Source organism: Streptomyces aurantiacus, assembly GCF_027107535.1.
In the GTDB taxonomy this organism is placed as follows: domain Bacteria; phylum Actinomycetota; class Actinomycetes; order Streptomycetales; family Streptomycetaceae; genus Streptomyces.
Genome location: NZ_CP114283.1, coordinates 2,696,132 through 2,715,997, shown reverse-complemented (window position 1 = coordinate 2,715,997; position 19,866 = coordinate 2,696,132). Strand labels below are relative to the sequence as shown.

Below are 19,866 nucleotides of genomic sequence, written 5' to 3'. Positions count from 1 at the left end.
GACCGTGATCCGGACTTCATGATGATCGGACCGCGGAGTCCCCGCGGCCGGTTCTCCTGGAGAACTCAGACCCCGACCAGGTCGCAGACGAAGATCAGCGTCTCACCGGGGCCGATACGGCCACCGGCGCCGCGGTCGCCGTACGCGAGGTGCGCCGGGATGATCAGCTGGCGGCGACCGCCGACCTTCATGCCCTGCACGCCCTGGTCCCAGCCCGCGATGACCTGGCCGACGCCCAGCTGGAAGTTGAGCGGCGTACCGCGGTTCCAGGACGCGTCGAACTCCTCACCGGTGGAGAAGGCCACACCGACGTAGTGGACGGAGACGGTGTCGCCCGCCTTGGCCACCGGGCCGTCGCCCTCCCAGATGTCCTTGATCTCGAGGTCCGCCGGGGGCTCGCCGCCCGGGAAGTCGATCTCGGGCTTCTCGATGCTCACGTTTCTGGCTCCTGCTTGTTTGCGGCATGTTTGCGACGCCTTCGTACATCAAGGCAACGCGGACAGTCTTGCATCCCCGGAACGGTTACATCTTCGCCAGGATGTCGACGGTGAAGACGAGTACCGAGTCCTTCTTGATGCCGCTGCCCTGCGGCGGGCTGTCGCCGTAGCCGAGCGCCGGCGGAACCACGATCAGGACGCGGCTGCCGACCTTCTTGCCGGTCAGACCCTGCGCCCAGCCCTTGACGACCTGCTGCAACGAGAACGAGGTGAGCTGTCCGCGGCTGTACGTGGAGTCGAACTCCTTGCCGTCGGCCCACAGCACGCCCTTGTACTGGACCAGGACGGTGTCGCTCGCGCCGACCTCGTCCCCGTCGCCCTCCAGGACGTAGTTCGCGACGAGCTTCTTCGGCGCGGCCTTCTTCGGTACGTCGATGGACGGGGCCTTGCCGTCGGTGTTGGTGCCGACCTTCGGCAGGTCGATGTTGTCCTGGGCGACGGCCGTCCCCTTGGCGGAGCTCTTGCCGTTGAAGACCTTCTGGATGTCGACGACGAAGACCAGCGTGTCGGTTCCCTTGATGCCCGCCTGCTCGTTGCCCGAAGTGCCGTAGCCCCAGGTCGGCGGCACCGCCATCTCGACGCGGCTGCCGGCCTTCTTGCCCGTGAGGGCGTAGCGCCAGCCGTCGATGATCTGACCCTGGGCCAGCTGGATGAGCAGCGGCGTCTTGCGGTCGTAGGAGTTGTCGAAGACCTTCGCCGAGGACCAGATCTGGCCGAGGTAGTGGGCCTGGATGTAGTCGTTCTCCGCGACCGTCTGGCCGGTGCCCACGATGACCGTCTCGACCGCGAGGTCCTTCGAGGGGTCCTTGCTGCCCTTGGCGACGGTGGGCTTCTGGCCGAACTTCTCTCCGGCGGTGATACCCGGCAGCGGCCCGTCGACGATCTTCGGCGGGGGTGCCGCCGAGCCTGACGGCGAGGCCGAGGGGGACGGACTGTCGCTGGACTGTGCCTTGTCCGACTTGTCGTCGTCACCGCATCCGGCGAGAGTGACCAGTCCAGCGGGAACGGCGATAAGAAGTGAGCGTCGGCGCACGGTGGGGGCCTCGTATCGGTCGATCTTGGTTGATGGCGTGCGCGCAACTCTACGACGTGAGAAGGGCGCCGTACGGAAAACGTACGGCGCCCAGCGTTGCGTTCCGGAATCCCTCGCTCGCAAGTTCACTCGAGCGGGAGGTGCCCTGTCCGGACACAAGGTGACTCACATTCCGGCGATCAGCTTCTCCACCCGGTCGTCGACGGAACGGAACGGGTCCTTGCACAACACGGTGCGCTGTGCCTGGTCGTTGAGCTTCAGATGGACCCAGTCGACGGTGAAATCGCGGCGCTGTTCCTGCGCGCGCCGGATGAAGTCGCCGCGCAGCCGGGCCCGAGTGGTCTGCGGCGGCACCGACTTGCCCTCGAAGATCTTCAAGTCATTGCAGATCCGAGCGGCTTGGCCCCGCTTCTCCAGCAGGTAGTACAGACCCCGGCGACGGTGGATGTCGTGGTAAGCGAGGTCTATCTGCGCGACGCGCGGGTTCGACATCGTCATGTTGTGCTTGGCGCGGTACCGCTCGATGAGCTGGTACTTCATCACCCAGTCGATCTCGGTGCCGATCCGGTCGAGGTCCTCCGACTCGATCGAGTCCAGCGTGCGGCCCCACAGCTCCAGGACCTGGTCGACCACTCCGGTACGGATACCGCGGCGCTCGACGAAGTCCACGGCCTTCTCGTAGTACTCGCGCTGCACCTCCAGCGCGGAGGCCTCCCGGCCACTGGCCAGGCGCACCTTGCGGCGGCCCGTGATGTCGTGGCTGACCTCGCGGATCGCCCGGATCGGGTTCTCCAGGGTCAGGTCGCGCATCACCGTGCCCGCCTCGATCATGCGCAGCACGAGGTCGGTGGCACCGACCTTGAGGAGCATGGTCGTCTCGGACATGTTCGAGTCGCCGACGATGACGTGGAGCCTGCGGTAGCGCTCGGCGTCCGCGTGCGGTTCGTCCCGGGTGTTGATGATCGGCCGGGAGCGGGTCGTCGCCGAGGAGACGCCCTCCCAGATGTGCTCGGCCCGCTGGCTGACGCAGTACACCGCGCCTCGCGGGGTCTGCAGCACCTTGCCGGCACCGCAGAGGAGCTGCCTCGTGACGAGGAACGGAATGAGAATGTCCGCGAGCCGGGAGAACTCCCCGTGACGGGCCACCAGATAGTTCTCGTGGCAGCCGTAGGAGTTGCCCGCCGAGTCGGTGTTGTTCTTGAAGAGGTAGACGTCGCCCGCGATTCCTTCCTCGTGCAGGCGTCGTTCGGCGTCTACCAGGAGTCCTTCCAGAATGCGTTCGCCGGCCTTGTCGTGGGTGACGAGTTCCGTCACGTTGTCACATTCGGGAGTGGCGTATTCCGGATGTGATCCCACGTCGAGATAGAGGCGGGCACCGTTTCGCAGAAAGACGTTGCTGCTGCGGCCCCATGACACGACACGGCGGAAGAGGTACCGCGCCACCTCGTCGGGAGACAGGCGCCGCTGTCCCCTGAACGTACACGTGACGCCGTACTCGTTCTCCAGCCCGAAAATGCGGCGGTCCATGACTGAACATTACGCCTGATGGCCTGTGCTGAAACGGGGTTCGGCAGCACCGTTTCGATCATTTTCCGAACTTCCCTCAACCACCGCACCGCCGCCCGTAGCTGCGAGGACCCGCCCCGTGGCCAGCAGAACGAGCAACGCGGCACCCCCCGCGGCACCGGGAACGGCGAAGCCCCACACCGCTCCGCCCCACTCCACGACCGGCCCCGCGAGGCCCGTCCCGACCGACGCTCCCACGGTGAACGTCGTCACCAGCCATGAGAACGCCTCGGTGACCGTGCCCCTCGGCGCGTGCCGGTCCACGATGATGAACGCGCACGCGATGCACGGAGCCAGGAAGACACCCGCGAGAGCGACCAGCGCGGTCATCGCGACCACGTCGGGCATGAGCATCAGCGGCAGGTAACACACCGCCAGCAGGGCGACCAGCACCCGCAGTCGCCGCTCCGGCGGGCCGGACCACTGCCGCGCCCCGTAGACCGAGCCGCCCACCAGCGCGCCGAGCCCGATCGCGGCCATCAGCCAGCCGTACGTCACATCACCGCCGTGGTCGTCCGCGTACGACACACCCGCGACCGTGATGGAGCCGAGCGCCATACCGACAAAAAGAAACGCGCCGAGCAGGGCGAGGAGTCCGGGCGAACGCAGCGCGCCGAGCCAGTGCGCCTCGCGGGGCGCCGATCGCCACGCGCGCGAGGGCCGCGAGACGACCACCGTGAGGGCGCCCAGGACACCGATGACGTTGAGGACGACCAGTGCGGCCTGCGCGGACCACAGGGACACGCACAGTGTCACCAGCAACGGCCCGACGGTGAACATGACCTCCTGTGCCACGGCGTCCATCGCGTACGCCGTGTGCACCTGGCCCTCCTTGTGGAGGACGACGGGCCACAGCGCCCGCAGACCGCCCTCCAGCGGCGGCGTGAAGAGTCCGGCGACCGCCACGAGGGCGTACGCGAGCGGGAGCGACTGCGTGCCGGTGAAGGCGAACACCGACATGCCCAGGGCGGACACGAGCGCGGCGGGCAGCTGGATCCGTGGCTGCCCGTAGAGGTCCACGAGACGGCCCAGCACCGGCTGCCCCACGGCGGTGGCCACTCCATAGACGGCGGCGAGCGCCCCGGCGAGGCTGTAGGTGCCGCCTTCGGCACGGATGAAGAGGACGACGGCGATGGCACCGGCCGCGCTCGGCAGCCGCCCCACCAGGGTGCCCACGAGCAGCCGTGCGGCATGCCTCGTCCGGAGGATCTCCAGGTATCCCGCGGCCATGTCCTGCCCCTCTCGGCTCCACGCTGCCCGTGTTTTCCCGTCCGCGGTGTCCCGAGCGTCGGAAGTTGTACGTATAACCTCGCTCGTCATACGTACCATGTGCGCTGTCCGCGAGTCCAGCAGAAAGACAGGTCGACGGTGGCAGCAGGCAGCCCCCGCCCCACGAGCCGAGACGTCGCCCAGGCCGCGGGGGTGTCCCAGGCGGCCGTCTCCCTGGTGCTCGGCGACAAGTGGCGCGGACGGGTCTCCGAGCGGACGGCGGAACGTGTACGGGAAGCCGCGCGCGAACTCGGCTACCGGCCCAATCTGGCCGCCCGCAACCTCCGTCTGGGCAGCACCCGGACCGTCCTCCTGGTGGTGCCCGCCCTGACGACGGAGTTCTTCGCAGGTGTGTACACCGGCGCGGCCCGGGTGGCCGCCGAGCACGGATTCGGCGTGGTGCTCTACCCCTCCCCCGAGGGGATCGGCCCGGCCCGGGACCCCTTCGCCTCCGCACAGGCGGCCCTGGACGGCGTCATCGCCTCCTCCATGGCCGCCGACGCCCTCACCGCGATCCGCGGTGACCAGCTGCCCCTGGTCATGCTCGACAGCGACCCGGCCGGCAGTACGGGCGCCGCCACCGTCAACCTCAACATCCGCGACGGCGTCCGGCAGGTCGCGGAACACCTGCTGACCCTCGGGCACCGCCGCTTCCTGCACCTCGCCGCGGACATCGCGTCCTGGACCTTCGAGGTTCGCGCCCGCGAACTCGCCGAGCGCGTAGCCGCGGTCCCCGGCACGGAACTGCGCACGGCCGCCGCCCCGATCTCCATCGACGGCGCCCTGGCCGCCGCGGAAACCGCCCTCTCCGCACCCGGCCCCCGCCCCACCGCCCTCGTCTGTGACGACGACAAACTGGCCGCCGGCGCCTACAAGGCGGCCCGCAGACTGGGCCTGCGCATCCCCGAGGACCTCTCCGTCACCGGCCTCGACGACCTGGCCCTCGCCACCGCCCTCGACCCCGAACTGACCACGGTCCGCCTGGACGCCGAACTCTTCGGCGAACGCGGCATGCGGGCCCTCCTGGCGGTCCTGGACGCCCGCGACCCCGCGGAGGGCGACATCCCCGTGGAACTGGTGGTCCGAGGGTCCACGGCCCCACCTGGCGCCCCGTAGGGCCCACGGAGCCGCAGAGGAGCGCCCCGGGCAACGACCGCCCAGGACCAACCCGGCCGGCCGCTCCTGAAGGGGGCGGGGCGAGCCGCGCGACCAACCCTCACGCCTCCGGCGGACAGCCGACCGGCGCCTGTCACCGGGTCCCGGAACCCCGTGTGCCCCCGGCCTTGAGAAGGCCGGGGGCACACCGAGGTCGACTACGTCGAGGAGGTCACTCCTCGCCTTCGGGGTCCTCGGCCTCGGCCGCGGTGGACGCCCCGCCCTCCTCCAGCAACCGGCCGAGCTGCCGGCCGACGATCCGCTTGAACTTGCGCTGCTGCGGACGCGTCCGGTCCAGCACCGCGACCTCCAGCCGCTCCGCGGGAATCTCCCGCTCACTGCCGTTCGTGTCGCGGGACAGGGCCTGGACGGCCAGCTTGAGCGCCTCGGCGAGCGACATCCCGTCCTGGTGGCGCTGGTCGAGATACGTGCTGATCTGCTCGGCATTGCCGCCGACCGCGACCGAGCCGTGCTCGTCCACGATCGACCCGTCGTGCGGCAGGCGGTAGATCTGGTCGCCGTCAGGGGTCTCCCCCACCTCGGCGACGACCAGCTCCACCTCGTACGGCTTCTCGGCCGCGGACGAGAAGATCGTGCCGAGCGTCTGGGCGTAGACGTTGGCGAGACCACGTGCGGTCACGTCGTCACGGTCGTAGGTGTAACCCCGGAGGTCGGCGTAGCGCACACCGCCGATCCGGAGGTTCTCGTACTCGTTGTACTTGCCGGCGGCGGCGAAGCCGATCCGGTCGTAGATCTCGCTGAACTTGTGCAGCGCACGGGACGGGTTCTCGCCGACGAACACGATGCCGTCGGCGAACTGCAGCACGACCAGGCTGCGACCACGGGCGATGCCCTTGCGGGCGTATTCCGCCCGGTCGGCCATGGCCTGCTGGGGTGAGACATAGAACGGCGTCGACACCGGCTATCCGTCCCTTTCTGTGGAAGTCACTGGATCACCTCGAAATACGGGCCGCCGTCAGAGCAGCGCGGCGCGCGGACCGTCGGGCTGCTCCAGGCGCCGCTCCAGGATCGCGCGGGCGATCTCGGAGGACTCCTCGTCGGTGAGGCGGCGGAAGCCGTCCTCGGTGATCACGGTGACGATCGGGTAGATCCGGCGCGCGACATCGGGACCACCGGTCGCCGAGTCGTCGTCGGCCGCGTCGTACAGCGCCTGTACGACGAGCGTCGTGGCCTGCTCTTCGGTCAGGTCCTTGGCGTAGAGCTTCTTCATGGCGCCGCGGGCGAAGATCGAGCCGGAGCCCGTCGCCGCGTAGCCGTTCTCCTCGGAACGGCCGCCCGTCACGTCGTACGAGAAGATGCGACCCCTGTTGCGGTCCACGTCGAACCCCGCGAAGAGCGGGACCACGGCCAGGCCCTGCATGGCCATGCCGAGGTTGGAGCGGATCATGGTGGACAGGCGGTTCGCCTTGCCCTCCAGGGAGAGCGTGTCGCCCTCCACCTTCTCGAAGTGCTCCAGCTCCAGCTGGAACAGCTTCACCATCTCCACGGCCAGACCGGCCGTACCGGCGATGCCCACCGCCGAGTACTCGTCGGCCGGGAAGACCTTCTCGATGTCGCGCTGGGCGATCATGTTGCCCATGGTGGCCCGGCGGTCACCGGCGAGCACCACGCCGCCGGGGAACGTCACGGCCACGATCGTCGTCCCGTGCGGCGCCTCGACGACACCCTTCATGGGTGGCAGCTGCCGGTTGCCCGGGAGGATGTCCGGCTGATGCTCGGTCAGGAAGTCCATGAAGGACGACGACCCGGGCGTCAGGAAGGCAGCTGGTAGACGCCCGGTGCTACGAGTGTTGGCTTCCACGCGATTCCTTCCAGGTAGTCGGCAGCTCGGTACATAACGTCGGGGTCATCCCTCAACAGGCCGAGGCCGGAATTGCAGTTGAAGCACAGTACGCCACGGACCCTACCCGTCTTGTGGCAGTGATCCACCTGAACAGCCGGGGCCTTTAGACAGATCACGCAGAGCCCCTTTTGAGAGGCGATCATCTCGTCACGTTCGGCTTCGGTGAGTCCGTAGTTGCGCTTCAGACGATCGGCGCGATCTCTGACTGAACGGCACGCTCTGCAACGCGATGCCAACTCACCCGTGGCCGAGGATCTCCGATACCACTCCGATTGCGGCTTACTCTCGCCACACCCTTGACAGTGCTTGTAGCCCTCCGGAACAGCCCCACGAGCGGGCAGCGCCCTGCCCGTCGCCTGCTGCCGCTTCCGGTCGGACCCGGCAGCGCAATCACGGCACCGGTGCTGCAAGCCGTCGAGATTCGAGCGTTTGGGCGCGAAGGCTGCGTCCGGCTTGGTCTCGCCGCACCGAACGCACCACTTCGCACCTTCACTTGCCAACCCTCACCCCTTTGGCGCCTTCGATTCGAAGGTTATTCGCCGCCCTTTTGGACGAAACTCCGAACGAAGTCCTCGGCGTTCTCTTCGAGCACATCATCGATTTCGTCCAGAACCGAGTCGACGTCGTCGCTCAGCTTCTCCTGGCGCTCCTTGAGGTCTTCGGATGCCTGCGCCTCGGGCGCCTCCTCGACCTCCTCGGTGCTGCGCGTCGCCTTCTGCTGTCCGCCGCCGGTGTCCTTGGTCGCCATAACCCTCACCCCGCTCGGTTCGACGTTCTTGATCAGACCCTACAAGCAGGGTCCGACATCGGCCCCGCAGTTCCTACAACGTCCGGGAACCACCTCGATGATTCCCGGACGGCGGCCTTTCCACCCTGTCGGGCGCGATCGGTCCGGTGGCCGTTTCAGTGCCCCGAAAGCACCCTGACCAGGTCTTCTGCCGTTCGGCAGCGGTCGAGGAGCTCCTTGACGTGATTACGCGTTCCGCGAAGCGGCTCCAGGGTTGGAACGCGCTGGAGCGAGTCCCGGCCCGGCAGATCGAAGATCACCGAGTCCCAGGAGGCCGCCGCGACGTCGTCCGCGTACTGCTCCAGGCAGCGCCCGCGGAAGTACGCGCGGGTGTCCTCCGGGGGCGCCGTCTCGGCCCGCTCCACGTCGGTCTCGTCCAGCAGCCGCTTGATCCGGCCGCGGGCAGCCAGGCGGTTGTAGAGGCCCTTGTCGGGGCGTACGTCGGCGTACTGGAGGTCGACCAGGTGCAGCCGGGCGGCGTCCCAGTCGAGGCTGTCACGGCGCCGGTAGCCCTCCATGAGCTCCCGCTTGGCCACCCAGTCCAGTTCGCCGGCCAGGCTCATCGGGTCGGTCTCCAGGCGGCCGAGGACGTCCTCCCAGCGTGCCAGGACGTCCTTGGTCTGGTCGTCCGCGTCGGCGCCGAACCGCTCCTCGACGTACTTGCGCGCCAGTTCGAAGTACTCCATCTGCAGCTGGACAGCGGTGAGTGTCCGGCCGCTGCGGAGCGTGATCAGGCGCTTGAGGGTCGGGTCGTGCGAGACCTGGTGCAGTGTGCGCACCGGCTGGTCGACGGCGAGGTCCACGGCGATGAAGCCGTCCTCGATCATGGACAGGACGAGAGCGGTCGTGCCGAGCTTCAGGTAGGTGGAGATCTCCGAGAGGTTGGCGTCGCCGATGATCACGTGCAGGCGGCGGTACTTCTCGGCGTCCGAGTGCGGCTCGTCACGCGTGTTGATGATGGGGCGCTTCAGGGTGGTCTCGAGGCCCACCTCGACCTCGAAGTAGTCGGCGCGCTGGCTCAGCTGGAAGCCGTGCTCGTGCCCGTCCTGGCCGATGCCGACGCGGCCGGCGCCGGTGACGACCTGGCGCGAGACGAAGAACGGGGTGAGGTGGCGCACGATGTCCGAGAAGGGGGTCTCCCGCTTCATCAGGTAGTTCTCGTGCGTGCCGTACGAGGCGCCCTTGTTGTCGGTGTTGTTCTTGTAGAGGTGGATCGGCTGGGCTCCTGGGAGCTGGGCCGCGCGCTCCGCGGCCTCCGCCATGATGCGTTCACCGGCCTTGTCCCACAGGACGGCGTCCAGTGGGTTGGTCACCTCCGGGGAGCTGAACTCCGGGTGTGCGTGGTCCACGTACAGCCGTGCCCCGTTGGTGAGGATGACGTTGGCCAGGCCGATGTCCTCGTCGGTGAGCTGACTGGAGTCGGCGGCCTCGCGGGCGAGGTCGAAGCCCCGCGCGTCCCGCAGCGGGTTCTCCTCCTCGAAGTCCCAGCGGGCCCGCCGGGCCCGGTGCATCGCCGCCGCGTAGGCGTTGACGATCTGGGACGAGGTGAGCATGGCATTGGCGTTCGGGTGGCCGGGGACGGAGATCCCGTACTCCGTCTCGATGCCCATTACTCGCCGTACGGTCATGCGGCCCTCCTTGCCCGGCGGCGTCCTCGGTCGGGGACGCCGCTCAAGTACCGCTGGCGCTCCGGTGCGTGTGCGGTGCCCGTCCCCGCACTGCGCGACTCGGCGGTACCGAAGAGCCTAGAGCGCCTTTGCGCTGGTGGGGAGATCATTTGCGTCATTGCTCGCTCCAGCTGTGCCCTGGAAAACAGTCGGCTGCGGGTACCCCGTGAGGGCACCCGCAGCCACCCTGTCTTTTACAGGTACTGACCGGTGTTCGCCACCGTGTCGATGGAGCGTCCGGTGTCCGCGCCCTGCTTTCCGGTGATGAGCGTGCGGATGTAGACGATCCGTTCGCCCTTCTTGCCGGAGATCCGGGCCCAGTCGTCCGGGTTGGTGGTGTTGGGAAGGTCCTCGTTCTCCTTGAACTCGTCCACGCAGGCCTGGAGCAGGTGGGAGACCCTCAGGCCCTTCTGGTTGTGTTCGAGGAAGTCCTTGATGGCCATCTTCTTGGCGCGGCCGACGATGTTCTCGATCATGGCGCCGGAGTTGAAGTCCTTGAAGTACAGGACTTCCTTGTCGCCGTTGGCGTACGTGACCTCGAGGAAGCGGTTCTCCTCGGACTCGGTGTACATGTGCTCGACGGCGGACTGGATCATGCTGCTGACCGTGGTGGACCTGCTGCCGCCGTGCTCGCCGAGGTCGTCGGAGTGCAGCGGGAGGCGCTCGGTGAGGTACTTCCCGAAGATGTCCTTCGCGGCTTCGGCGTCCGGGCGCTCGATCTTGATCTTCACGTCGAGTCGTCCGGGGCGCAGGATCGCGGGGTCGATCATGTCCTCGCGGTTCGAGGCGCCGATCACCACCACGTTCTGCAGGCCTTCCACGCCGTCGATCTCGGCGAGCAGCTGGGGGACGATGGTGTTCTCCACGTCCGAGCTGACGCCGGATCCGCGGGTGCGGAAGAGGGACTCCATCTCGTCGAAGAAGACGATGACGGGTGTGCCCTCGCTGGCCTTCTCACGAGCACGCTGGAAGACGAGGCGGATCTGCCGCTCGGTCTCGCCGACGTACTTGTTGAGGAGCTCGGGGCCCTTGATGTTGAGGAAGAAGCTCTTGCCCTGGGCCTGGCCGGTGACCTCGGCGACCTTCTTGGCCAGCGAGTTGGCGACGGCCTTGGCGATGAGCGTCTTGCCGCATCCGGGGGGCCCGTACAGCAGGACGCCCTTGGGCGGCCGCAGTTCGTGCTCCTTGAACAGGTCGGGGTAGAGGTACGGGAGCTCCACCGCGTCGCGGATCATCTCGATCTGGCCGCCCAGACCGCCGATCTGCTCGTAGCCGATGTCGGGGACCTCTTCGAGGACGAGTTCCTCGACCTCGCTCTTGGGGACGACTTCGTAGACGTATCCGGAGCGGGGTTCGAGCAGGAGGGCGTCGCCGGGGCGGATGACCACGTCGAGCAGTGGCTCGGCGAGCCGGACCACCCGTTCCTCGTCGGTGTGTCCCTGTACGAGTGCGCGCTCGCCGTCCTCGAGGATCTCCTTGAGGGTGACGATGTCGCCGACGCTCTCGTACTCCATGGCCTCGACCACGTTGAGAGCTTCGTTGAGCATCACTTCCTGGCCGCGCCGGAGCTCTTCGAGCTCGACGCTGGGGCTGACGTTCACCCGGAGCTTGCGGCCCCCGGTGAAGATGTCGGCCGTGCCGTCCTCGTTCGCCTCGAGGAAGACCCCGAATCCGGCCGGCGGCTGCGCAAGCCGGTCGACCTCCTCCTTGAGTGCCACGATCTGGTCGCGGGCCTCTCGGAGGGTGCCCGCGAGCCGCTCGTTCTGTGCGGACACGCCGGCCAGGTTGGTCTGCAGCTCGACGATCCGCTCTTCGAGAATCCTCGTGTGTCGCGGAGAGTCGGCGAGCTTGCGCCGCAGGACGGCGATCTCCTGCTCAAGGTAGGCAATCTGCCCGGACGGGTCGTCGGACCCTCGTCCCGGGCGGATGCCGCGGTTCATGTCGTCGTCGTGGGCTGCCACGGTCCTCACCTCCTCCAAGGGGAGCTGGACGCTTCCAGACCCTACCTGGGTGGGTGTCGATTGAAACCCCTAGATCAAAAGACGGTCGAGGTGTGTCCGATCTTCACCCTTGCGCTCTCCCTCACGCCAGTGGAATACCCACCCAACACGACGCGGAAGCCGACGGAGGTAGGGTCGAAGTGTTCAACACCCGTCAGAGCTGGCCCGATTCCTCCGTGTTCGGGACGCTCGACACAGGAAACGGCAGGAGAAACGACCGTGCAGCAGGAGGCCGGAGTCGACAGCGAGGCACTCGAGGTCTGGATCGACCAGGACCTGTGCACCGGCGACGGGATCTGCGTGCAGTACGCGCCCGAGGTCTTCGAGCTGGACATCGACGGTCTGGCCTACGTGAAGGGCTCGGAGGACGAGCTGCTGCAGGCCCCGGGCGCGACAACGCCCGTACCCCTGACGCTTCTGCGTGACGTCGCCGACTCCGCGAAGGAGTGCCCGGGCGACTGCATCCACGTCCGTCGCGTTTCGGACAGCGTCGAGGTCTACGGTCCGGACGCGGGGTGACCCTGCGGGCACCCCGCGTCACGGGATGCCCGCTTCCTGCCGCCTGTCTCTTTTGTCACATGCTCTGGGCCCCGGGCGGTGTCGAGCGCACGAATGCGCCGTTCTTCCACTGCCACTTGGCACTGTCGTTCACGTCGGGGCAGCAACTCGGCACGTCGGGCGAGGAGTAGCCGAGGAGCGTCGCGGTGATCGTGGCGTCGCGGAGGGTGAAGTCCTCGACGGACAGGCGGTCCTTCGGGTCGACGAGAGTGGCGACGACCCGGGCCTTCGAGGAACCCTCACCCTTGGTGAGGACGTAGACGCCGCTCGGCGGGGTGCCGGATCCGGCGTCGCAGCGGACCACGGCGACCGTCTCGGGGAGGCCGTCGCCGTCGAGATCGCCCGAAGCCTTCTTCTGGATCAGGACCTTCCCGGGACCGCAGTCGACGGGGAAGTCCACGCCGGCCGGGTCGGGGGGCGCGACGGCCGCCGGAGCGGACTTCGCCTCGGCACCGTGCTGGGCGGCCGTGGCCTCGTCGGGCTGCAGGAAGGCGGAGGCCGCGACGACCGCGGCCAGCGCCGTCGCGGTGGCGAGCCAGTGGATCGGGCGGGTGTTCGTGTGGGCCAGTTCCGGGACGGCGGATTGCTGCACTAGGAAGTGTCTCCCGTGAGGGCTGTGCCGGTGGGGTGGCCAGCATGGTGCCACACGTCACACCGTGAGGGAACGGCGGGGTCAGGGGTACTGGCGGAACGTCAGGGAAAAAGCGCCGTGGCCGAGTTCCCGAGGGTGCTCGGGAACTCGGCCACGGCGTTTGCGCGTTGTGTGCGGTACGGGGCCGTCTCAGCGGCCGGCGCCCCCGTCGGCGTTCGGACCGGAGTAGTCCTCGCCGTACGAGCCCTTGGAGGGACGGCGGCGGCGCATGGGCGGCTCGACGCCGTCGGCGAGGCGGCGGGCGGTGAGCAGGAAGCCGGTGTGGCCGATCATCCGGTGGTCGGGGCGGACGGCCAGTCCTTCGATGTGCCAGTTGCGGACCATCGACTCCCAGGCGGTCGGCTCGTTGAAGCAGCCGATCTCGCGGATGGACTCGACGGTCCGGGCGAGCTGGGTGGTGGTCGCCACGTAGCAGCAGACGATGCCGCCGGGCACGAGTGCCTTGGAGACGGCCTCCAGGCACTCCCAGGGGGCGAGCATGTCGAGCACGACGCGGTCGACGTCGGTGTCCGACAGGTTGTCCTGGAGGTCGCCGACGGTGAGCTGCCAGGCGGGGTGGGGGCCGCCGAAGTAGCGCTCCACGTTCTGCTGGGCGATCTCGGCGAAGTCCTCGCGGCGCTCGTAGGAGTGCAGCATGCCCTGGTCGCCGATGGCGCGGAGCAGGAAGCTGCTGAGTGAGCCGGAGCCCACGCCGGCTTCCACGACGCGCGCGCCGGGGAAGATGTCGGCGAAGGACAGGATCTGTCCCGCGTCCTTGGGATAGACCACGGCGGCGCCGCGGGGCATGGACAGGACGTAGTCGGGGAGCAGGGGGCGCAGCGCCAGATAGGCGACGTTCCCCGTGGTGCGGACAACGCTGCCCTCGGGAGCGCCGATCAGCTCGTCGTGCGGGAAGGAACCCTTGTGGGTGTGGAAGTTCTTCCCCGCTTCGAGCGTGAACGTGTAGTGGCGGCCCTTGGGGTCGGTCAGCTGTACCTGGTCCCCGACCTTGAAGGGCCCGCGTCGGCGGGCGGCACCGGTCGGTTCGGACATGTGAACAGCCTACCGGTCCGCTCCGGGGCTTCCGACCACTCGGGAGCGTGCACGGCCGCGGGTGGTCGTGGCCGGTCGCGCGGTGCGCGGTGCCCCTCAGGGGCGAGTACCGCGGGTCGGCGGGGCGCCGGTCAGCTCGGGCGGGCCATCGCCTTCACGAAGGCTCGTTCCACGTCCGCCGCGGACAGGACGCCGTAGATCTCACCGGACTCCTCCACCACGAGGTACTCGGTCGCCGGAGTCGCACGCAGGACCTCCAGCAGGTCCTCTCCGGCGAGTTCGGCGGAGACGCGCATGCCGTCGGTCAGGTCCTGGGCGAGCCCGCTGACGGCGACCCAGGGGCGGCGGTGCTCCGGTACGCCCACGATGGCGGCCTCGCGGACGAGCGAGAGGGGCTCGCCGTCCGCGTCCACCACGACTAGGGCGCGTGCGCCGGCGTCGTTGGCGCGGCGCAGCGCTTCGGAGAGGGGGGTGTCGGTCTCGACGGGGACGGCACGCCTGGTGAGGGCGCGGGCCCTGAGATCGGGCAGGTGTTCCCGGAGGCGGGCCACGCGCAGGCTGTTTCCGGCGCCGGTCCAGATGATGGCGGCCAGGATCGCGGCGAGCAGGGCGTCCATGACGGTGTCCATGCCGCCGAGGTCCTCGGCGTCGGCGCCGAGTGCGCCGGAGTGGGTGAGCAGGGGCAGTCCGATGAGTACGGAGATCGCGAGGGCGCGGCCGACCCACGCGGCGGCGATGGTGCCGGTCATCGGCTTGCCGGTCAGCTTCCAGACGACGGCCCGGAGCATGCGGCCGCCGTCGAGCGGCAGGCCGGGGAGCAGGTTGAACGCGGCGACGATCAGGTTCGAGATCATCAGGCCGGCCAGCAGGACGCCGGGGACGGTGCCCGGTTCGACGGTCAGCAGGGCGAGGTAGAACAGGCCGCCGAGGATCAGTGACAGGAGCGGGCCGACGAACGCGAGGACGAACTCGCGTCCGGGTGTCTCGGATTCCTTCTCGATCTCGGAGACACCGCCGAAGAACTGGAGCTGGATCCGGCGCACGGGCAGCTTGAAGCGCAGGGCCGCGACCGTGTGCGCCAGTTCGTGGACGAGTACGGAGGCGTAGAAGGCGACCGCGAAGAAGAGCGAGACGAGGTAGCGGGCCATGCCCAGTTCGGGCAGGACGCGGTCGAGCTGGCCGCCGAAGACCCAGGTGATGAGGGCGGCGACGAGGAACCAGCTGGGTGCCACGTACACGGGGACGCCGAAGGGGCGTCCCATGAGCAGGCCGCCGCCCGGTTCCTTGGCCCGCCGGGGGGCGGGTCCCCTTCGGCCCTTCTTGCGGCCGGGTTCCGGGGTGGTGTGGGCCTCGGACCGGTGGGCGTGGTGCGGTGGCTGGGCCGCGTGGCCGCCGGGACCCGTGGCCGCCACGGGTGGCTCGGGCGCGGGCGGCGGGGCGGGGGTGGTGTCGGCCTGCGGCGTGGGCGTCCGGTCTTCCGTCCGCCGGTCGTCCGCCGGGGCCTCCCCGGTTCGGGGCTCCTTGCGCAGACGCGCTGCCGTCGTGCCCTCCGCCTGATCGGGGTGGGCCGGGTCCGCCGCTTTCGCCGCGGCGTCGGCGGTGGCTTCGGCGTCGTGCGGATCCTGGTCGGCGGGCGGCCGGGCTGTCGTGGTCGCCGGGTCGCCGGGTCGCGGCTGACCCGTGCGGCGCTCGTCCGCCTCGTCAGTGCCGGATCGCGGCTGCCCGCTCCCGCCGCTCTCGTCCACGATGTCCCCTCGTTCGACGCGTATCCCGCTCGCGATCATGCCCGCGAGAGGTCTCGTGGTCGATGGTATGCGGCCGTCGCGGCGTGTTCGGCCCCGGCACCCCCTCCGTTTCCCGTGCGGCGACCCGGTTGCGTACGGCGCGCAGGTCACCGTGTGTCGCGCTGTCAGTGGCGGGCCGTAAGGTCTGTCGTCATGGATACCAGCACCGGCGGCGTCGCCCAGGACGGCCCCGGGGCCGCGGCGTCGGACGACGTGGCCCAGCCGTCCGGCACCGCGGCGGAAGCCAGGGTGCCCCGGCCCTCCGACCCGTCGACCGGGCCGGCCGACTCCGTCGTCGAGCCCGCGGACACGGCGGCAGGGAATGCCGCCGGAGAGCGGGGCGGGTCGGCCGGAGGCGCGGGGGCACCTCACGTCGGTCCCGCGCCCGAGCAGGGCCAGGGCACGGTGCCGTCGGCCGACGAACAGGCGGGCGACCCGGTGTCGCTGTCCAGCGGCCCCGTCGCCGGATCGACCGCGGATACGGCCGGGTCCGTGGACGAGGAGGCGGCCGTGCGGGGCGGCTCCGAGGGCGGGCCGGGCGCTGCTTCGGTGACCGGGCCGGAAGGTGGCGGCGCCGGTGAGGCTGCGTCCGCGGTCCCGGCCTCCGGTGATGCCGCCGAGCCGGTGGACGCCGGTACCCCGGGCGGGCCGTCGGGCCGCGCCGCCGGCGCCGTGCCTCCGGCCTCGCTGTCACCTTCGCGGGCCGGGGACTTCATGCAGTGTCCGCTGCTGTACCGGTTCCGGGTGATCGACAAGCTGCCCGAGAAGCCGAGCGAGGCGGCGACGCGCGGGACGCTGGTGCACGCCGTCCTGGAGCGGCTCTTCGACTCCCCGGCCACCGAGCGGACGGCGCCACGTGCGAAGTCGCTGATCCCCGGTCAGTGGGACCGGCTGCGGGAGGCGAAGCCGGAGCTGGCCGAGCTGTTCGCGGACGACGACGAGCAGGTGGCGGGCGAGCGGCTGGCGCGCTGGCTCGGTGAGGCCGAGCGGCTGGTCGAGCGCTGGTTCACCCTGGAGGACCCGACCCGTCTCGAGCCGGCCGAGCGGGAGCTGTTCGTGGAGGCCCGGCTCGATTCCGGCCTGAAGCTGCGCGGCATCATCGACCGTGTCGACGTGGCGCCCACGGGCGAGGTGCGGATCGTCGACTACAAGACGGGCAAGGCCCCGCGTCCGGAGTACGCGGAAGGCGCCCTGTTCCAGATGAAGTTCTACGCCCTTGTGGTGTGGCGGCTGAAGCAGGTCGTACCGCGCCGCCTCCAGCTCGTCTACCTGGGCAGCGGCGACGTGCTCACGTACGACCCGGTGCCGGCCGATCTGGAACGGGTGGAGCGGAAGTTGCACGCGCTGTGGGAGGCGATCCGGCTCGCCACCGAGACCGGCGAGTGGCGTCCACGGCCCACCAAGCTCTGCGGCTGGTGCGACCACCGGTCGGTCTGTCCGGAATTCGGTGGCACTCCCCCGCCCTATCCGCTCCCCGTGCGGGCGCCCGGGCCGAGCGGTCCGTGATCCGGGAGCCCCGTTCGCCCACGGGCGGGGTGCACGGCAGGCGAGCCCCGGCGGCGGACCGCGCGAGGTGAGCAGGGCAGAATGGGGGCGGACTAGCGAAGGAGACTTACGTGGCCATCCGCGTCCTACTGGTCGACGACCAGCCCCTGCTGCGCACCGGCTTCCGGATGATCCTGGAGGCCGAGCAGGACATCGCGGTCGTCGGCGAGGCCGGTGACGGTCTCCAGGCAATCGATCAGGTACGTGCCCTGCAGCCCGATGTGGTTCTGATGGACATCCGTATGCCGCGGATGGACGGAGTCGAGGCGACCCGGCAGATCACCGGTCCCGGCCGGGACGGTCCGGCGAAGGTACTGGTCCTGACGACGTTCGACCTCGACGAGTACGTGGTGGAGGCGCTGCGCGCCGGCGCCAGCGGTTTCCTCCTGAAGGACGCTCCGGCCGACGAACTGGTGCAGGCCATCAGGGTGGTGGCGTCCGGTGAGGCCATGCTCGCGCCCAGCATCACCCGGCGGCTCCTCGACAAGTACGCGAGCCATCTGCCCTCGGGCGACGAGCCCGTGCCGGACACCCTGCACACACTCACCGACCGCGAGGTCGAGGTCCTGAAGCTGGTGGCCCGCGGACTGTCGAACGCCGAGATCGCCGCCGACCTGTTCGTCAGCGAGACCACGGTCAAGACACATGTGGGTCACGTCCTCACCAAGCTGGGGCTGCGGGACCGTGTGCAGGCCGCGGTGTACGCGTACGAGAGCGGTCTGGTGCGCCCCGGCGCGCAGTGAGCGCGCACGCCCCGGGGCGTGGACCGGGCACGGCACCACCGAGCACAGCACCATGAGAAATGGCTGCCCCCCTTCGAAGGGGGGCAGCCATTTCTCGTCTCACGAACGCGGGCGATCCGTGTGGGGGCGGTCAGTTCTTGCTGATCTCCCAGAAGCGGAACACGGTCGAGGCGTCGAGGCAGTACTCCAGGCCGTACACGCTGTCGCGGACGACCGCGTACTGCTTGGCCTGCCAGACCGGGATGACCGGGACCTCCTCGGCGACGATGTCCTGGAGTTCGCCGTACTGCTGGTGGGTCGACGAGCGGTCGCTCTGGGCGGCGGTCTCGGGGATGAGCCGCCCGGTGACCGTGCTGTTCGTGTAGTTGTTGGCCAGCACGTTGCCCTTGCCGAAGAACGGGGCCGTGAAGTTGTCCGGGTCCGGGTAGTCGGGCACCCAGCCCTTCACGTACACGCCGTACTCGCCTGCCTCGATGCCCTTCTCGTACTGGTCGTAGGAGACGGACCTGACGCTCGCGTCGAACAGGCCGCTGTCGTTGAGCTGCCCGGCTATCGCCTTGAACTCCTCGTCCGTGGACGGCCCGTAGCGGGTCGGCGTCGACCACAGGGTCAGCTTCACCTTGTCGGTGATGCCGTCGGCGGCCAGCGCGGCCTCGGCCTTGGCGCGCGAGGGGCTCGCACCGTAGGCGTTGAAGAAGGCCGTGTTGTGGCCCGTGATGCCGGCCGGGATGATCGAGTACAGCGGGGTCGCGGTGTTCTTGTAGACCTTGTCGATGAGGGCGTTGCGGTCGAGCAGGTGGGCGATGGCCTTGCGGACACCCAGCCGGCCCGCCACCGGGTCGTCCATGTTGAAGACCAGGTGCTGCACCTCGGCGCTGGAGCCCTCGACGACGTCGATGTCCTGGCTGCCGGAGGCGTCCGCCTCGATCTCCGCGATGTCCTGGGCGGCCAGTCCTCGGTAGGCGAGGTCGACCTCGTTGTCGACGACGGCCTTCTTCAGGCCGGACCGGTCGCCGTGGAAGAGCTTGAGGACCACGCCGGAGTTGCGCGTCTTCGCGGTGCCCTCGTAGTTCTCGTTGACCGAGAAGACGGCCTCGTCCTCGCCGAACGACTCCAGCTTGTACGGGCCTGAGCCGACGGCCTCGCCGTCCTCGCGCAGTCCGTCGGCGGAGTACTCCCGGCGGTTGACGATGGAACCGGCACCCGAGGCGATCTTGCTCGGGAAGGTGGCGTCGGAGACCTTGAGCTTGAAGACGACCTTCTTGTCGTTGGGGGTCTCCACCTTGTCCAGCATGGGGAACATGATCGCGGGCCCGTCGGCGTCGTCGATCTTCAGCATGCGGTCGAAGGAGAACTTCACGTCCCGCGAGGTCAGCTCGTCACCGTTGCTGAACCGCAGCCCGTCGCGCAGGGTGCATTCGAAGACCTTGGCCGCCGCGTCCGTGAAGGAGCACTCCTTGGCGGCCTCCGGCACCGGCTCGGTGCCGCCCTTGGGGAAGCTGAGCAACGACTGGAAGACGTTGTTGAACAGGAGCCAGGAGCCCGGGTCGTAGCCGGAGGCCGGATCGGTGGCCAGGACGTCGTCGGTCATCCCCACGACGATGTCGGTGTCACTGCCGCCGGCGGAGCCCGTCTCCGAGCCGCATCCGGTCAGCAGTCCTGCGGACAGTCCCGCCATGACAGGCAGGACCGGCCACTTGGTTCGCATGTTCAC

The 19,866-nt window shown here is 69.2% G+C and carries 18 protein-coding genes; 4 read left to right on the top strand and 14 right to left on the bottom strand.

Annotated elements, in window-relative coordinates:
* Positions 1-65: 65 nt before the first annotated feature.
* The 4 genes from O1Q96_RS13710 to O1Q96_RS13695 form a co-directional block, all read right to left on the bottom strand.
* Positions 66-437, bottom strand: a complete 372-nt coding sequence (locus O1Q96_RS13710) for an FKBP-type peptidyl-prolyl cis-trans isomerase (protein WP_217454950.1) — start codon at positions 435-437, stop codon at positions 66-68.
* An 85-nt stretch (positions 438-522) separates the two neighbouring features.
* On the bottom strand, positions 523-1,530 hold the full coding sequence (locus tag O1Q96_RS13705; RefSeq protein WP_269248439.1) for an FKBP-type peptidyl-prolyl cis-trans isomerase: 1,008 nt from the start codon (positions 1,528-1,530) through the stop codon (positions 523-525).
* Positions 1,531-1,695: 165 nt separating this feature from the next.
* Positions 1,696-3,057, bottom strand: coding sequence for a Pup--protein ligase (pafA, locus tag O1Q96_RS13700; RefSeq protein ID WP_217454952.1), 1,362 nt, complete (start codon positions 3,055-3,057; stop codon positions 1,696-1,698).
* A gap of 9 nt (positions 3,058-3,066) precedes the next feature.
* Positions 3,067-4,326 (bottom strand): MFS transporter, encoded by a 1,260-nt coding sequence (locus tag O1Q96_RS13695; RefSeq protein ID WP_269248438.1) that lies wholly within the window; start codon positions 4,324-4,326, stop codon positions 3,067-3,069.
* 138 nt (positions 4,327-4,464) lie between these two features.
* Here O1Q96_RS13695 and O1Q96_RS13690 point away from each other — a divergent pair, with 138 nt between their 5' ends.
* A complete protein-coding gene (locus tag O1Q96_RS13690) occupies positions 4,465-5,481 on the top strand; it encodes a LacI family DNA-binding transcriptional regulator (RefSeq protein WP_269248437.1) in 1,017 nt (338 codons plus the stop codon).
* A gap of 211 nt (positions 5,482-5,692) precedes the next feature.
* Here the strand turns inward: O1Q96_RS13690 and prcA are convergent, their stop codons facing one another.
* The 6 genes from prcA to arc all read right to left on the bottom strand — a co-directional run bounded on the left by prcA (position 5,693) and on the right by arc (position 11,799).
* Complete coding sequence (prcA, locus tag O1Q96_RS13685) at positions 5,693-6,439, bottom strand: proteasome subunit alpha (protein WP_217454955.1); 747 nt, start codon at positions 6,437-6,439, stop codon at positions 5,693-5,695.
* Positions 6,440-6,496: 57 nt separating this feature from the next.
* Complete coding sequence (gene prcB, locus O1Q96_RS13680; RefSeq protein ID WP_269248436.1) at positions 6,497-7,342, bottom strand: proteasome subunit beta; 846 nt, start codon at positions 7,340-7,342, stop codon at positions 6,497-6,499.
* Positions 7,294-7,620 carry an endonuclease VII domain-containing protein gene (locus O1Q96_RS44210; RefSeq protein WP_419587046.1) on the bottom strand — a complete coding sequence of 109 codons (327 nt, stop codon included), beginning with the start codon at positions 7,618-7,620 and terminating at the stop codon, positions 7,294-7,296. The genes prcB and O1Q96_RS44210 overlap by 49 nt, the downstream gene beginning before the upstream one ends.
* 296 nt (positions 7,621-7,916) lie before the next feature.
* Positions 7,917-8,132 carry a ubiquitin-like protein Pup gene (locus O1Q96_RS13670; protein WP_123544333.1) on the bottom strand — a complete coding sequence of 72 codons (216 nt, stop codon included), beginning with the start codon at positions 8,130-8,132 and terminating at the stop codon, positions 7,917-7,919.
* 155 nt (positions 8,133-8,287) lie between these two features.
* Positions 8,288-9,799, bottom strand: coding sequence for a depupylase/deamidase Dop (gene dop, locus O1Q96_RS13665; protein WP_269248434.1), 1,512 nt, complete (start codon positions 9,797-9,799; stop codon positions 8,288-8,290).
* Positions 9,800-10,032: 233 nt separating this feature from the next.
* Entirely contained in the window at positions 10,033-11,799 is a 1,767-nt protein-coding gene (arc, locus tag O1Q96_RS13660; RefSeq protein WP_269248433.1) for a proteasome ATPase, read from the bottom strand.
* 258 nt (positions 11,800-12,057) lie between these two features.
* Here arc and O1Q96_RS13655 point away from each other — a divergent pair, with 258 nt between their 5' ends.
* Positions 12,058-12,357, top strand: coding sequence for a ferredoxin (locus O1Q96_RS13655; protein ID WP_269248432.1), 300 nt, complete (start codon positions 12,058-12,060; stop codon positions 12,355-12,357).
* A gap of 55 nt (positions 12,358-12,412) precedes the next feature.
* Here O1Q96_RS13655 and O1Q96_RS13650 read toward each other — a convergent pair whose 3' ends face one another.
* From O1Q96_RS13650 to O1Q96_RS13640, 3 genes are all read right to left on the bottom strand, one after another.
* Positions 12,413-12,988, bottom strand: a complete 576-nt coding sequence (locus O1Q96_RS13650) for a hypothetical protein (RefSeq protein ID WP_269248431.1) — start codon at positions 12,986-12,988, stop codon at positions 12,413-12,415.
* 189 nt (positions 12,989-13,177) lie between these two features.
* Positions 13,178-14,080: a tRNA (adenine-N1)-methyltransferase gene (locus O1Q96_RS13645; protein ID WP_217454961.1), complete on the bottom strand. Its 903-nt coding sequence runs from the start codon at positions 14,078-14,080 to the stop codon at positions 13,178-13,180.
* A 131-nt stretch (positions 14,081-14,211) separates the two neighbouring features.
* Complete coding sequence (locus tag O1Q96_RS13640) at positions 14,212-15,825, bottom strand: site-2 protease family protein (protein ID WP_269253590.1); 1,614 nt, start codon at positions 15,823-15,825, stop codon at positions 14,212-14,214.
* A 588-nt stretch (positions 15,826-16,413) separates the two neighbouring features.
* Between O1Q96_RS13640 and O1Q96_RS13635 the strand changes: the two genes are divergently transcribed.
* Positions 16,414-17,370 (top strand): RecB family exonuclease, encoded by a 957-nt coding sequence (locus tag O1Q96_RS13635; RefSeq protein ID WP_419587045.1) that lies wholly within the window; start codon positions 16,414-16,416, stop codon positions 17,368-17,370.
* A gap of 110 nt (positions 17,371-17,480) precedes the next feature.
* A complete protein-coding gene (locus tag O1Q96_RS13630; protein WP_217454962.1) occupies positions 17,481-18,152 on the top strand; it encodes a response regulator in 672 nt (223 codons plus the stop codon).
* A 130-nt stretch (positions 18,153-18,282) separates the two neighbouring features.
* Here O1Q96_RS13630 and O1Q96_RS13625 read toward each other — a convergent pair whose 3' ends face one another.
* Positions 18,283-19,866 carry an ABC transporter substrate-binding protein gene (locus O1Q96_RS13625; protein WP_269248430.1) on the bottom strand — a complete coding sequence of 528 codons (1,584 nt, stop codon included), beginning with the start codon at positions 19,864-19,866 and terminating at the stop codon, positions 18,283-18,285.